Annotated in this window: 14 protein-coding genes; 11 read left to right on the top strand and 3 right to left on the bottom strand. The window is 39.1% G+C overall.

Annotated features, from left to right (window positions below):
* Nucleotides 1-76: 76 nt before the first annotated feature.
* The 3 genes from araA to ACSAMO_RS03280 all read left to right on the top strand — a co-directional run bounded on the left by araA (nt 77) and on the right by ACSAMO_RS03280 (nt 2832).
* Nucleotides 77-1555: an L-arabinose isomerase gene (gene araA / locus ACSAMO_RS03290; protein ID WP_499209844.1), complete on the top strand. Its 1479-nt coding sequence runs from the start codon at nt 77-79 to the stop codon at nt 1553-1555.
* A 72-nt stretch (nt 1556-1627) separates the two neighbouring features.
* Complete coding sequence (locus tag ACSAMO_RS03285) at nt 1628-1996, top strand: helix-turn-helix domain-containing protein (RefSeq protein ID WP_176813169.1); 369 nt, start codon at nt 1628-1630, stop codon at nt 1994-1996.
* The gene (locus ACSAMO_RS03280; RefSeq protein ID WP_176813171.1) at nt 1930-2832 is read left to right on the top strand and encodes an IS3 family transposase; all 903 of its coding nucleotides are present in this window, start codon (nt 1930-1932) and stop codon (nt 2830-2832) included. The genes ACSAMO_RS03285 and ACSAMO_RS03280 overlap by 67 nt, the downstream gene beginning before the upstream one ends.
* 154 nt (nt 2833-2986) lie before the next feature.
* On the opposite strand, the gene ACSAMO_RS03275 is transcribed toward ACSAMO_RS03280, so the two are convergent.
* Genes ACSAMO_RS03275 through ACSAMO_RS03265 form a run of 3 tightly spaced genes read right to left on the bottom strand, consistent with a single transcriptional unit; the run spans nt 2987 to nt 5830 of the window.
* Nucleotides 2987-4318 (bottom strand): hypothetical protein, encoded by a 1332-nt coding sequence (locus ACSAMO_RS03275; protein WP_499209843.1) that lies wholly within the window; start codon nt 4316-4318, stop codon nt 2987-2989.
* Nucleotides 4293-5519, bottom strand: a complete 1227-nt coding sequence (locus tag ACSAMO_RS03270) for a glutamate-cysteine ligase family protein (protein ID WP_499209842.1) — start codon at nt 5517-5519, stop codon at nt 4293-4295. The genes ACSAMO_RS03275 and ACSAMO_RS03270 overlap by 26 nt, the downstream gene beginning before the upstream one ends.
* Before the next feature lie 11 nt (nt 5520-5530).
* Nucleotides 5531-5830 (bottom strand): putative quinol monooxygenase, encoded by a 300-nt coding sequence (locus ACSAMO_RS03265; protein WP_022229355.1) that lies wholly within the window; start codon nt 5828-5830, stop codon nt 5531-5533.
* 146 nt (nt 5831-5976) lie between these two features.
* Here ACSAMO_RS03265 and ACSAMO_RS03260 point away from each other — a divergent pair, with 146 nt between their 5' ends.
* From ACSAMO_RS03260 to ACSAMO_RS03225, 8 genes are all read left to right on the top strand, one after another.
* Nucleotides 5977-7257 (top strand): methionine gamma-lyase family protein, encoded by a 1281-nt coding sequence (locus ACSAMO_RS03260; protein WP_499209841.1) that lies wholly within the window; start codon nt 5977-5979, stop codon nt 7255-7257.
* A 4-nt stretch (nt 7258-7261) separates the two neighbouring features.
* Nucleotides 7262-7927 carry a CpXC domain-containing protein gene (locus tag ACSAMO_RS03255; RefSeq protein WP_022229357.1) on the top strand — a complete coding sequence of 222 codons (666 nt, stop codon included), beginning with the start codon at nt 7262-7264 and terminating at the stop codon, nt 7925-7927.
* Entirely contained in the window at nt 7927-8820 is an 894-nt protein-coding gene (locus ACSAMO_RS03250) for an RluA family pseudouridine synthase (RefSeq protein WP_412322119.1), read from the top strand. The genes ACSAMO_RS03255 and ACSAMO_RS03250 overlap by 1 nt, the downstream gene beginning before the upstream one ends.
* A gap of 88 nt (nt 8821-8908) precedes the next feature.
* On the top strand, nt 8909-9760 hold the full coding sequence (locus ACSAMO_RS03245) for a sulfide/dihydroorotate dehydrogenase-like FAD/NAD-binding protein (RefSeq protein WP_117966948.1): 852 nt from the start codon (nt 8909-8911) through the stop codon (nt 9758-9760).
* A gap of 19 nt (nt 9761-9779) precedes the next feature.
* Nucleotides 9780-11171: an NADPH-dependent glutamate synthase gene (gene gltA / locus ACSAMO_RS03240; protein WP_117966945.1), complete on the top strand. Its 1392-nt coding sequence runs from the start codon at nt 9780-9782 to the stop codon at nt 11169-11171.
* Nucleotides 11172-11317: 146 nt separating this feature from the next.
* Nucleotides 11318-11902, top strand: a complete 585-nt coding sequence (locus ACSAMO_RS03235) for an XTP/dITP diphosphatase (RefSeq protein WP_412274148.1) — start codon at nt 11318-11320, stop codon at nt 11900-11902.
* Nucleotides 11903-11926: 24 nt separating this feature from the next.
* On the top strand, nt 11927-12493 hold the full coding sequence (locus ACSAMO_RS03230) for a DUF6106 family protein (protein ID WP_499209840.1): 567 nt from the start codon (nt 11927-11929) through the stop codon (nt 12491-12493).
* A gap of 3 nt (nt 12494-12496) precedes the next feature.
* Nucleotides 12497-14041 (top strand): NAD(P)H-hydrate dehydratase, encoded by a 1545-nt coding sequence (locus tag ACSAMO_RS03225; protein ID WP_412322116.1) that lies wholly within the window; start codon nt 12497-12499, stop codon nt 14039-14041.
* The last annotated feature ends 13 nt before the right edge of the window (nt 14042-14054 follow it).

The following is a 14054-nucleotide window of genomic DNA, read 5'->3' as shown; positions in this document are numbered from 1 at the left end:
ATTAATATATAATAAATATATAGTGTGAAATTTACACACAAAACAGAGTATTATGTATTTAAGGAGAGAGAAACCAATGAAATCAATTAAAGAATATGAATTTTGGTTTGTAACAGGAAGTCAACATCTTTACGGCCCTGAAACTTTGGAACAGGTTGCAAAGGATTCGCAGGCTATGGTGGACGGTCTTAACGCGTCAGGCAAAATGCCTTGTAAGATTGTGTACAAGCCGACAGTGAAAACTCCTGCTGAAATTAAAAAAGTTTTCAAAGAGGCATCATATGATGATAAATGTGCCGGTGTAATTGCTTGGATGCACACATTCAGTCCGTCAAAGATGTGGATAAACGGTCTAAAGGACTTCAAAAAGCCTTACTGTCATTTCCATACACAGTTTAATCGTGAAATTCCTTGGAATGAAATCGATATGGACTTTATGAACCTTAACCAGTCTGCACACGGTGACAGAGAACATGGATTTATCGGTTCAAGACTTAGAATGGCGAGAAAGGTTATCGTAGGTTATTGGGAGGACGAAGAACCTCAGACAAAGCTTGCAAATTGGATGAGAAGTGCTTGCGGTTATGCAATCAGCCAAGAGCTTAAAATGGTACGTTTCAGCGATAATATGCGCCAAGTTGCCGTTACAGAGGGTGATAAGGTTGAGGCTGAAATCAAGTTCGGTTGGGACGTTGAATACAGACCAATCGGTGATATTGTTGACATTTTGAATGAAGTTACAGAGGCTGAAATCGATGCAAAAATGGCTGAATATGAAAGCCGTTATACAATGGATACGGATAATATTGACGCTGTTCGTTATCAGGCGAAAGAAGAAGTCGCTATAAGAAAAATGTGTGAACAGTTTGATTACAGTGCATTCGTTACTCATTTTGATACATTGCACGGTCTTGACCAACTTCCGGGTCTTGCCGCACAGAATATGATGGCAGACGGTTACGGTTTCGGTGCTGAGGGTGACTGGAAAGTTGCCGCTATGGACGTTATAATGAAATCAATGGCTGAAGGTATGACAGGCGGTACTGCATTTATGGAGGACTATACATACCATCTTGAAAAAGGTAATGAACATATTTTGGGTGCGCATATGCTTGAAGTTTGCCCGCTTGTTGCGGCAGATAAGCCGAAAATTCAGGTACATCCTCTTGGTATTGGCGGTAAGAGCGATCCTGCAAGACTTGTATTTGACTCAAAGAACGGTGACGCAATCGTTGCTTCGCTTGTTGATATGGGCGGCAGAATGCGTTTAATCGTAAATGATATTAAGGCTTGTAATCCGTTAAAGCCAATGCCTAAATTGCCTGTTGCGGGTGTAATGTGGAAACCGCTTCCGTCACTTGCTGTTTCGGCTGAATGTTGGATTAAAGCCGGCGGTGCTCATCACAGCGTTCTTTCATATGACATTACTGCTGAAATGATGAAAGACTGGGCTGAAATGATGGGTATTGAATTCCTGCATATCGGTGAAAATACAACAGTTGAAAATTTTGAAAAAGAAATTTTCTGGAACGATATTGCTTATAAATTAAAGTAAATAACATTATAAAAAGGCGAGCTGTTTGATATGCACCCCAAAAGTTAGACACTTTTGGAGGTGCATATTTTTATGGCAAAGAAAGGGCAAAAATATAGAAAACACTCGCCAGAATTCAAACTATCTGTTATAATGGATATGCGAGAAAACCATTTGGGTATAATGGAAACAGAGAGAAAATACGATGTTAAACATGATGTAATATCGAAATGGGAACGCATATTCTTGGAAGAAGGAGCCGAAGGTCTGATGAAAGAAAGACGAGGTAGAGCCAGTAAAGTAGATGGAATAGCAAAAGGTCGTCCACCCAAACTTGATAAGAAAATTGAAGAAGATTTAATTGCCGAAAATCAGCGATTAAGAATGGAGAATGAATACTTAAAAAAACTCAGTGCCTTAGTTCGGAAAAGAATGTTAAAAGAAGAGAAAAAGCAGCAATAGTCAATGAATTAAGGCAAAAATATCCGTTAAAAGACTTGCTGCAATTATCAGGTTTAGCCCGTAGTACCTTTTATTACTATATACAACATCCAATCAAAGATAAATACAAGAAAGAGAAACAAGAAATACTATATATATTTTTAGCTAATAAAGGCAGATACGGCTACCGCAGAATCTTAATTGTATTAAGACAAAAAGGATATACAATTAACCATAAAACTGTGTTGAAACTGATGAAAGAACTTAATCTCAAAGGAAAACAACGCAAAAACAGTAAATATCGTTCATACAAAGGAGAAATCGGCAAAATAGCCGACAACTTACTTAAAAGAGAATTTACAGCTACAAAACCTTTTGAAAAACTAGCAACTGATGTAACTGAATTTAAAGTGTGTAATGATAAAGTATATTTGTCACCTGTAATGGATTTGTATAATCGAGAAATTGTGTCATACTCAATTTCATTAAGTCCAAATTTGCAGCAAATTAGAGAAATGCTTGATGGTTTATTCAAAAAGCTGCCCGCTAATGCGAAACCATTATTCCATTCTGACCAAGGTTGGCAATACCAACATTCGGAATATCAACGTTTACTGTCAGAACACAATATTGTACAAAGTATGTCTAGAAAAGGAAATTGTATGGACAACGGTGCGATGGAAAACTTCTTCGGAAGATTGAAAGTTGAAATGTTTTATGGTGAAAAATTTGAAAGTGTCAAAGCTTTCATAGATGAATTAAAAAGATATATTGATTATTACAACAATGAAAGAATTTCTTTAAAGCTAAAAGGAATGAGTCCGGTACAATACCGAACTCATTCACAAGCAAGTTAATATTTAATTTTGTCTAAATTTTGGGGTTCACTTCAGTTCGGCTCGCCTCAGAATGTCGACAAATTGTCCGGAATTTTTTATATTTTAAAGTTTAATTTATAGCTATAAAAAGTACACAGGCAAGCCTACGGCTTGCCTGTGTACTTTTTGTGTGCTATTTTTCACTTACCACAATCGTCGGAAGTGACATTTCACTGTATTGAGTTGAAATAATGCTGTTTTTGGCAATTCTTGAATATAGACCGACAAGTTTGCCGTTATACACATACATACCCGTTATATTACTGTACTTTTTATATTTTGCGTTTTCATCGTGGGTGATGTCGATATTCCAAGTTGCATATGGGGTACAGTATTCTTGAAGTAAGTAGTGATTATCAACGTTACTCAAAACTTCTTCTTTCCACGCGTGGTCACTCATACCCTCAACACCTGCATACACGCCTTTTGACGCGTACGAATCTTCAGGCTTTATGACCCATTTATCCTTTGTATTAAGGACATCGTGTTTATCGATTTCTTCTTGTGTAAGTGACGCGGTGTACGGAATGTGATCTTTGACGTACTGCTTTTCTTCGTCGGTAAGGAATGCGGAAGTCATATCATCGTGAAGTACCTTAAACACGATTTTATTATGAATAACCTGTGTTTTAAAATCACCGATAAGGCATACGTCATTATTTTCGGCAGCCTTTATAAACGGCTGAACTTTATCGTAATTACGCATAATATCGCAAGTCACCGCACGGCGGTAGATTGCATTGATTTGCTTGCCGCTTGGCGAAAGAAGTTTGCCGTTTTCGTATGAAAGGTCGGTTATTTCGCATATTTCACACGTTAAACCGCTGTCCTCAAATGCCTTTTGAAATGCGGTAAATTCACGGCTTATGTCACCGCCGAAAAAGTCGACTATTGCAATATGCGGATTTTCTACCGCTCTGTCGTATGTACGGTAAATATCCATAAATGCTTTAACCCATGAATTAAACAATTCATATGTTCTCACATTGTATTTTTCGGTAAACTTATCAAAAGTGCTTGTAAGACGAATGGCTTGGTTAAGCTCCTTATCCTCATTCATTGCACTTGAGCCGTCCGCGTTAAATTCGCAGAACTTAAACGAAAAATCGTCCTCATTAAAAAATATATCTATTCTTGCGATAGGCAAGGCACATTCATAGTGATTTGGACGAAGAATAAGCTTTTCCAATTTTTCGTCAAAACCGAAAAGCTTTCTGTATTCGGCATTAGTTTGATATTCATGAATAACCTTTTCAAGTATTTTGTACATACTTTCGGCGGCTTTTTTGAAGTATGCCGCCATTTCTTCCGTAAACATTTTCGGCATATAAAGCGTGTGTACAAAATAGCCGTGATAACGTGCCGTTGAAGTTTTAATATATTCCTGTTGCTTTTTTGCACTTTGCAGACTTTCCTCGAAATTATCGTCTACAAGTTTTTTATAAAATTCCTCTGCCTTTTGCAAGGTCAATCGTCTCCTTTAATGTTTGTTTGTTGTCTATAAGCTGTTTAAGCGGAAGAAGATATTCTCTGTCGCTTGAATCAAGTGCGTTATATGCCGCACTGCACAATTTCATAGCCAACGTATGTGCGTCGGTTCCGTAAACTTCGGCATTATAACCCTTTAATATTATATTGTTCTTTGCCTGAGTAATGGCACTTAGTGAAACATCAAGTGAAAAATCAGACATAAAAATACCTTTGATAAGCGTTGCATAAGCTAAAACATACTTAATCGGCATACTGTCGGCAGGTCTGATTTCAATATACTTTTTAAGTCTTACGTCAGGGAAGAACATAGAAAGAAGATGCTCCGCTATGCTTTCGTCAATAGGAGTATCTTTGTAAATATCGCATATTTTTTTATCGGCGGTAAATTCTATATCGTCACCGTTTACAGTGAGTATAGCCGGTGAATTGTAAATGTATTCGGCATATTTCTTGAATGAAAAATCACTGTCAAGCGCTGTCGGAACAATACCGCAACGGTCCTTGTCAACATCATTCCAAATATATGTTCTCAACGTATTTCCCAAAAACGGCTTGCCCTCAAAAACAGGTGCGTTGTCGCATATAAGTGAAAGAATAGGGCTTATTATGTTTGCTTTTTTGAATTTTTGAACGCAGTCTTTTTCATCGGCGAAATCAATAGATACCTGTGCAGACGCGGTACCGCGCATCATATTTATTCCGCGTGTGCCGACCGATTTAAAGTATTTATTCATATATTCATAACGTTTTTTCGGGATAAGCGATATATCCTTTGCTTTGTTTTTAGGCATATAACCGAGTGTTGTAAGTCTGTATGAATATTTATCAAGTATCGGATTTATCACCGATAAAAATTCGCCGTAAATATTTTCAATCTCACAAATGTTTTCGGTCGGTTTTATACTGATTTCAATTTGTGCGCCCGGTTCAAGAGTGATGTTGTATTTATCGCATGAAAGACCGATAAGAAAACCCTCACTGTAAACGTGTTTGGGGAAGTTTTGAGCAAGCTGTTCGATTATATTTTCAACACCGTTGATATACGGCACACAATCGCCGTTTTTGTCAATTACAAAATGCTCAAGCTCAACTCCGACTGCATTTGAATTACAGCCTTTTGAGCCATCGGCTATATAATTTGTAAGTACATTAATGTTATTATCGTATATATCCATAAATCCCTCAATCAGCAGAATACAGACGGTACTTTTGTAAGCTGTTCGATTTGAACGTCACCATCTGTAAGCGGTTTGATGTCCTCAAGAAATTGAAGAAAATGCTTTGCATTGTTGTGCTGCTCTATTGCAGTGTCGTTAAGCCATTCTTCGATGAATGTAAATTTTGTTGCATCTTCTCTGCTTTGGTATATCTTGTACGCAAGATTGCCTTTTTCCTTGCGTGTGTCACGCACTACATTGACAGCACATTTTTTGAATTCGTCAACACTGCCGTTAAGTACGTTGAATTTTGCTATTATAGTAATCATATTAATTTCAACTCCTTAATATAGATATTTTTATTATACCATATTAGTGCAATTTTTACAAGACCAATAAATAATGATTGACGGAAAAAATTATAAGTGATATAATTAATAGGTTAGTATAAAGCTTTGAAAGGACATATTTACTTATGGATAAGAATAAATTTATAAAAGATAATTTCGGTATATCGGACAAGACGCTTAAATTGGTAAGTGAGGCGGAGGAGAGTATCAAAGAGCAGTTTAAGCATATAGAGAATATTTGTGAAATAAATCAGCTTAGAGTTATGAAAGCATTTGCGGACAATCGTGTATCTGACAGTCACTTTGTTGCTACGACAGGCTACGGTTATGACGATTTGGGCAGAGATACGCTTGACAGAGTATATGCGGATATTATGGGTGCGGAGGACGCACTTGTACGTCACAATTTCATATCTGGTACGCATACCATCTCAACCGCACTTTTTGCTGTTTTAAGACCGAATGATATACTTGTTTCGATAACAGGCAAGCCGTATGACACGCTTGAAGAAGTAATCGGAATACAAGGTGAGGCGGGCAACGGCTCACTTAAAGATTTCGGTGTAAAATATGTTCAGATTGATTTAAAGCATGACGGAACACCTGACCTTGAACAGATTAAATTTACTCTTACTCATATGAATGTAAAAGCCGTTACAATACAGCGTTCAAAGGGTTACGGCTGGCGTCCGACATACAGTGCAAAGGATATAGGCGCACTTATAGAATTTGTAAAGAAAATTTCGCCTGAAACTATTTGTATAGTTGACAACTGTTACGGTGAATTTGTCGAAACGGAAGAGCCTACCGCATACGGTGCAGACCTTATAGCAGGCTCACTTATAAAAAATCCGGGCGGCGGACTTGCTCCGACCGGCGGATATATTGCAGGTAAACAGAAGTATGTAGAGCTTTGCGCATACCGTCTTACTTCTGTCGGAATCGGCAAGGAGGCAGGTGCGTCACTCGGTTTTAACAGACAGATGTATCAAGGCTTGTTTATGGCACCGCACGTTGTGTCACAGGCTTTAAAAGCAGCAGTGCTTTGCTCGGCGGTTTTTGAAAAACTCGGCTTTGAGGTTGACCCAAAACCTAACGAAATCAGACACGATATAATTCAATCAATAAAATTCGGTGATCCCGATAAAGTTACAGCATTTTGTCAGGGAATACAAAAAGGTGCACCGGTGGACAGCTTTGTTACACCTGAACCTTGGGATATGCCGGGATATTCGTCACAGGTAATTATGGCGGCAGGTGCGTTTGTACAGGGTGCGTCGATAGAATTATCGGCTGACGCACCTATAAAACCGCCGTACATTGCATATATGCAAGGCGGTTTGACATACGAAAGCGCAAAACTCGGAATAATGGTTGCTGCTGATAAAATGATTAGAAAGGAATAAAAATATGAGTCTTAATTTAAAGCAAAATGTAAAATGCCCTAAGTGCAGTCAAATGAGTGAAGTTACTGTATGGAACTCGATTACGGTTAAGGACAGTGAAGATTTAAAGCATGACTTGCTTACGGGTAAGGTGAATATGTTCCGTTGTCCGTCTTGTTCGTACTCGGCACTTATGCCTACACCTATGCTTTATCACGATGAAGATAAGCGTCTTATGATTTCATTTTCACCTTGTGACGATGTTGTTTTGAAAAGTCAGCTTTTTGACAATGTTCAGAAATCGTCAAAAGAATCTGGCGAACTTGACAAACTTGAGGGGTATAATTTACGTTTTGTAACCGATTATAATGAATTGCTTGAAAAAATTCTTATCTTTGATAACGATATGAACGACAAGACTATGGAGGTTATAAAACTTATGGTATTGTCGCAGGACTTGGAAAAGGCGGAGCAGAGAGTTTGCCGTTTCGGAAAGTGTCAGGATGAAGTGATAGAATTTATGATATACGACACAATCGAAAATCAAACATACACATCAAAAGTGCCTAAAGAAACATACGACACAATCCATAAACAACTTCTTGAATCGGGTATGAAACCGTATAGCTTCGGTTGGGAAATGGTTGACGCGTCATATGCGACAAGACTTTTAAACGGGTTTAACAACTGATGGACAGAGTACTTGAATATGAAATTCCGTCAGAATATGACGGAGCGAATATAACGACTGTTTTAAAACAGCATTTTAAAATTTCAACCAATCTGATTAAGGACTTAAAGAAATACAAAGAGGGAATACAGGTAAACGGAGAACACAAACGTGTTGTGGATTTGGCGGCAAAGGGCGATATTTTAAAAATAACAATTCGTGACACTGCGTCCGAAAATATTGTGCCTACCGATATTCCGCTTGATATTGTGTATGAAGACGAGGACGTGCTTGTTATAAACAAACCGTCGAATATGCCGACTCACCCGTCAATGGGAAATTACGAAAATTCGCTTGCAAACGGTGTGATGTATTATTACAAAAGCAAGGGCGAGGAAAGAGTTTTTCGTGCGGTAAACCGTCTTGATAAAGATACTTCGGGACTTATGGCTGTTGCAAAAAATTCATACATACACGCAAGATTGGGTGAAGAAATACAGAAAAAAGAATTGAAACGAAAATATATGTGTATCGTGTGCGGTGATGTAGAACGTGACGGAACGGTTGACGCACCGATAAGACGTGCCGACGGAAGTGTTATAAACAGAATTGTAGCACCTGACGGACAGAGAGCTGTAACACATTACAGAGTTGTAAAACGTTACGGAGAGTATACATTGCTTGAAATGGAGCTTGAAACGGGGCGTACGCATCAAATTCGTGTGCATATGGCATATATCGGTCATCCGCTTGTAGGCGACTGGCTTTACGGAACGGAGGACCATAATATTGCCAAAAGGCAGATGTTACATTCGTGCTATCTTTGCTTTACGCATCCGATAACAGGTCAAATAATGGAGTTTAAAGACGAAATGGCAGAAGATATGAGGGCTTTTATCGAAAAACTTTCGTAAAATTATTGAAAAAACAGTAAAGTTATGATATGATAACATATATGTATTAATATTTTAATGTATTGAACTAAATTTAAGAGGTGATATAATGGCTTACAAAGTAGTTAAAAAGAATGTGCTTAATCCGCAAATCTTTTTAATGGAGGTTGAGGCTCCATTGGTTGCGAAGAAAGCAGAGCCGGGACAGTTCATCATTTTGAGAATTGATGAATACGGCGAAAGAGTTCCGTTTACAATCGCAGATTTTGACAGAGAAAAGGGAACAGTTACAATTATCGTACAAATCGTAGGTAAGACAACAAAGGACCTTGCACAGGTTGAAGAAGGCGAAGAAATTCTTGACTTTGCCGGACCTTTGGGAACACCTACACCGCTTGAAGGTCTAAAGAAAGTTGCGGTTATCGGCGGCGGTCTTGGTACAGCTATCGCTTATCCGCAGGCTAAGAAACTTCATAACCTTGGTGCCGACGTAACGGTTATCACAGGTTTTCGAAACAAGGATTTAGTTATTCTTGAAGATGAACTAAAGAAAGTTTCAAACAAACTTATCGTTGCAACAGACGACGGTTCAAACGGAAATCAAGGTTTTGTTACAGATATGCTTAAAAAAGAAATCGAAGCAGGCGAAAAGTTTGACGAAGTAATCGCAATCGGTCCGCTTGTAATGATGAAATTTGTCTGTAAGCTGACAGAGCAATACAACATTCCTACAACAGTTTCAATGAACCCTGTTATGATTGACGGTACAGGTATGTGCGGTGGCTGCCGTGTAATAGTCGGCGGCGAAACAAAGTTCGCTTGCGTGGACGGTCCTGACTTTGACGGTCACAAGATTGACTGGGATACTGCTATGAAACGTGGCAGAATGTTTAAGGATTACGAAGAAAAATCATGTAAAGAAGGTCACTGCAGAATAGGCAGAACCAATCATCAAGACTGATTAAGGGAGGATTTTTAATATGCCAAATATGAGAATGGACAAAAATCCGATGCCGGAGCAATGTCCTAATGTAAGAAACAAGAATTTCCTTGAAGTAACAACAGGTTATACTGAGGAAATGGCAATAGACGAGGCACAGAGATGTCTTAACTGTAAACATAAGCCTTGTATGCAAGGCTGTCCTGTAAGCGTTAAAATCCCTGAATTTATTGCATTTGTTGCAAAGGGTGAATTTGAAAACGCTTATAAGAAGATTAAGGAAACAAATGCACTTCCTGCTGTTTGCGGCAGAGTATGTCCGCAGGAAAAGCAGTGTGAATCAAAGTGTGTAAGAGGTATCAAGGGCGAAAGCGTCGGTATCGGCAGACTTGAAAGATTTGTTGCCGACTGGCATATGAAGAATGTCAAGGAAGAAATTGAAAAGCCTGTTTCAAACGGTAAGAGAGTTGCAGTTGTAGGAAGCGGTCCTTCAGGACTTACAGTTGCGGGCGACCTTGCTAAAAAGGGTTACGAAGTAACAATTTACGAGGCATTCCATACAGCAGGCGGCGTTTTGATGTACGGTATTCCTGAATTCAGACTTCCAAAGGATATTGTGCAAAAGGAAATCTCTAACCTAAAGGAAATGGGCGTTGACATCGAAACTAACGTAGTTATCGGTAAGACACTTACTGTTGACGAATTGTTTGACGAAATGAATTTTGATGCGGTATATATCGGTTCAGGTGCAGGTTTGCCTCACTTTATGGGTATCGAGGGCGAAAGCCTTAACGGTGTATACAGTGCAAATGAATTCTTAACAAGAATTAATCTTATGAAGGGTTATAAGTTCCCTGAATACGATACACCTGTATATGTAGGTAAAAATGTTGCGGTTCTTGGCGGCGGTAACGTTGCTATGGACGCTGCAAGATCGGCAAAGCGTCTTGGTGCTGAAAATGTATATATCGTTTACAGACGTGGTAAGGAAGAACTTCCTGCAAGAGCGGAAGAAGTATTCCACGCAGAAGAAGAAGGTATCGAATTTAAACTTCTTCAAAATCCGACAAAGATTCTTGGCAACGAGGACGGTTGGGTAAACGGTATGGAAGTTATCAAGATGGAACTTGGCGAGCCTGACGACAGTGGCAGAAGACGTCCTGTTCCTATCGAGGGCAGTGAAGAAATTATTGACGTAGATACAGTAGTTGTAGCTATCGGTCAAACTCCGAACCCACTTATCAGAAAGACAACAAAAGGTCTTGATACAAATAAGAGAGGTTGTATCATTGCTGATGAGGAAACAGGTAAAACTTCAAAAGACCATGTATACGCCGGCGGTGACGTTGTAACAGGTGCCGCAACAGTTATTCTTGCAATGGGTGCTGGTAAAGCCGCAGCTGCTGCAATAGATGAAGAACTAAGCAAGTAAAAATAATGGCGACAGTCATGAAAATGCACTCTTTACGGAGTGCATTTTTTGTACTCAAATTGTGTAATTTTCTATTTAGACCTTGAAAAAAAACGCTATATGTAGTAGAATATTTAGAGAAATAATTAAATTACGGAGGCAGTCTTATGAAGGTAATAGCTGCAACAAAAAACAAAGGGAAAATAAGAGAAATGCAAGAAATTCTTGCACCGCTTGACATTGAAATCGTATCACAACAAGAGCTTGGAATTGATGTTGATGTGGAAGAAACGGGTGACACGTTTGTAAAAAACGCACTTATTAAGGCAAGAGCGGTTGCTATGGTTTGCGATTATCCTATCCTTGCGGATGATTCAGGCATATGCGTTGAGGCACTAGGCGGTGCGCCGGGTGTCAGAAGTGCAAGATATGCCGGTGACAATGCAACGGACGAGGACAGAATCAACAAACTTTTAACGGAACTCGGCGACAACGAAAACCGCAGAGCAAAGTTTGTGACGTCGGTAGCGTTTATAATGCCTGACGGTACGGAAATAACCGCTGAGGGTGAAGTAAAAGGCACGATAACAAAAGAGCCTAAGGGTGAAAACGGATTTGGATATGATCCGATATTTTTGTCTGACGAACTCGGTAAAACATTTGCCGAAAGCAGTGACGAAGAAAAAAATTCAATCAGTCATCGCGGACGTGCATTGAAAAATCTGTATGATAAGTTGAAGAAAATGAATTAAATATAAGAAAGGTAACAGATTGCTATGATGAATGATATATATTTGGAATACATACTAAAGAAGAAAAAGACAGGCGGACAAAAGGCGATTATCGCAGTTATAATTTTTGCGGCGATTATTGTATCGCTGGCTTTGCTATTACTTATTTTTGCAACGGCTACTGCACTTTCGGGCACTCAATTCGGTTCATTTTCATTTAGTATCGGACTTGTGATTATAGCATTTGCGTGGTACGGTGCGTATTTGCTTATGAGTATGCAAAATATTGAGTACGAATATATACTTACAAACAGCGAAATTGATATTGATAAGATTATGTCAAAGAAAGCAAGAAAAAGAATTGCGAGCTTTGACTTTAAAGAAATAAATATTTGTGCGAATATCAATGATAATGAGCATAATCACGATTATAAAAACGTAACAGTAAGCAAAACTTTTGACGTTACGGGCGATAAGGCGAGAGGTAATGTTTACTTTGTTGATTACAGCCAAGACAGTGAAAATTACAGAGTATTGTTCCAGCCTACATCAAAGATGATTGAATCAATCAAGAGATTTAATCCGAGAAATGTATTTGTAATGGAGGACTAAAATATGAAAGCGTGTTTTGCCTCTGAAATGAGAGGTGTGGACAAGGCGGCAAGCGAAATCGGCGGAATACCGAGTATTGTGCTTATGGAAAATGCCGCTATGGCTTGTGTGGAAGAACTAAAAAACGACTTTGCAAACCTTTCGGAAAAATCGGTCGCAGTATTTTGCGGAAAAGGCAATAACGGCGGTGATGGTTTCGCAATCGCAAGACATCTGTACAATATGGGCATTGATGTGGCGGTTTATTTGGTATGCGGAAATGAATTTAAAGGCGACGCAAAAATTAATTTTGATATAATCAAGAGAATGAATATCAACATTGATGTCATTTCCGATATAGAGGATTTGAAATATATAGTGCGTTCGTATGACATAATTGTTGACGCAATTTTCGGAACAGGCATAAGTGGAACTGTACGCGGAATAAGTTATGACGTTATAAGTGAAATTAACGATAACGCAAAGTATATAATGGCGGTTGACGTTCCGAGCGGAATTAATTCCGACAGCGGCGAAATTTGCGGAGTATGTATAAAGGCTGACAAAACAGTGACTTTTGCGGCTTACAAAGTCGGTATGCTTATGTTCCCTGCGGCTGATTATGTGGGAAAGGCAGCGGTTAAGAATATTTCAATTCCGGACTATATAATTGACGGACAGAATTTGAAAATTAACGTAATTGACGATAAATTTGTGCGTTCAAATTTCCCTAAACGTGAAAACAATTCGCAGAAAGGCGATTACGGTAAGGTACTTGTTATAGCAGGTTCTGCCGGAATGACAGGGGCGGCATATTTGTCGTCACAAACCGCCGTTACAACAGGCAGCGGACTTGTTACGCTTGCAGTACCGAGCAGTCTTAACGGTGCCATGGAGGCAAAAACGACAGAAGTTATGACAGTGCCGTTAAGCGACAAAAACGGACGTATTTCTGCCGGGGCGATTGATGAAATTTTAAAACGAGTTGATAAGGCTGATACGGTGCTTATAGGCCCGGGATTGGGAAGATGTGACGATGTTTCGGAAGTTGTTGAAAGTGTGCTTGAATATTCAAAAGTTCCCGTTATAATCGACGCAGACGGAATAAATGCCGTAGCGGAAAATATGAAGGCTTTAAGCAGTTGCACTTGCCCTGTGATATTTACACCGCATACGGTTGAAATGTCACGTTTAACGGGACTTGAGAGAGAATATATTGAGGATAACAGACTTGTTACCGCAAAGGAGTTTGCGGAGGAAAACGGAGTCACTTTGATTTTAAAAGGACATCATACGATTGTAACAGGTCAGGACGGAGAACAATATATTAATATTACAGGCAATTCAGGTCTTGCAACAGGCGGCAGCGGTGATGTGCTTGCCGGAACGGTTGCGTCACTTGTATCAAGAGGTATAAACGAAACCGTTGCGTCAGCTATGGCGGTGTACATACACGGTTTGGCGGGTGATATTGCCAAAGACAAGTATGGAATCGAGTCCGTAACCGCATCTAAAGTTATGGAGTGTATTCCGTGTGCTTTAAGACAAATATTACAAGTAGAAAATTAAATGGCTATATGCT

This window comes from Ructibacterium sp. SJQ-7, assembly GCF_054696575.1.
The sequence above is the reverse complement of the archived record's forward strand: the minus strand, read 5'-3'. Positions and strand labels throughout refer to the sequence as shown.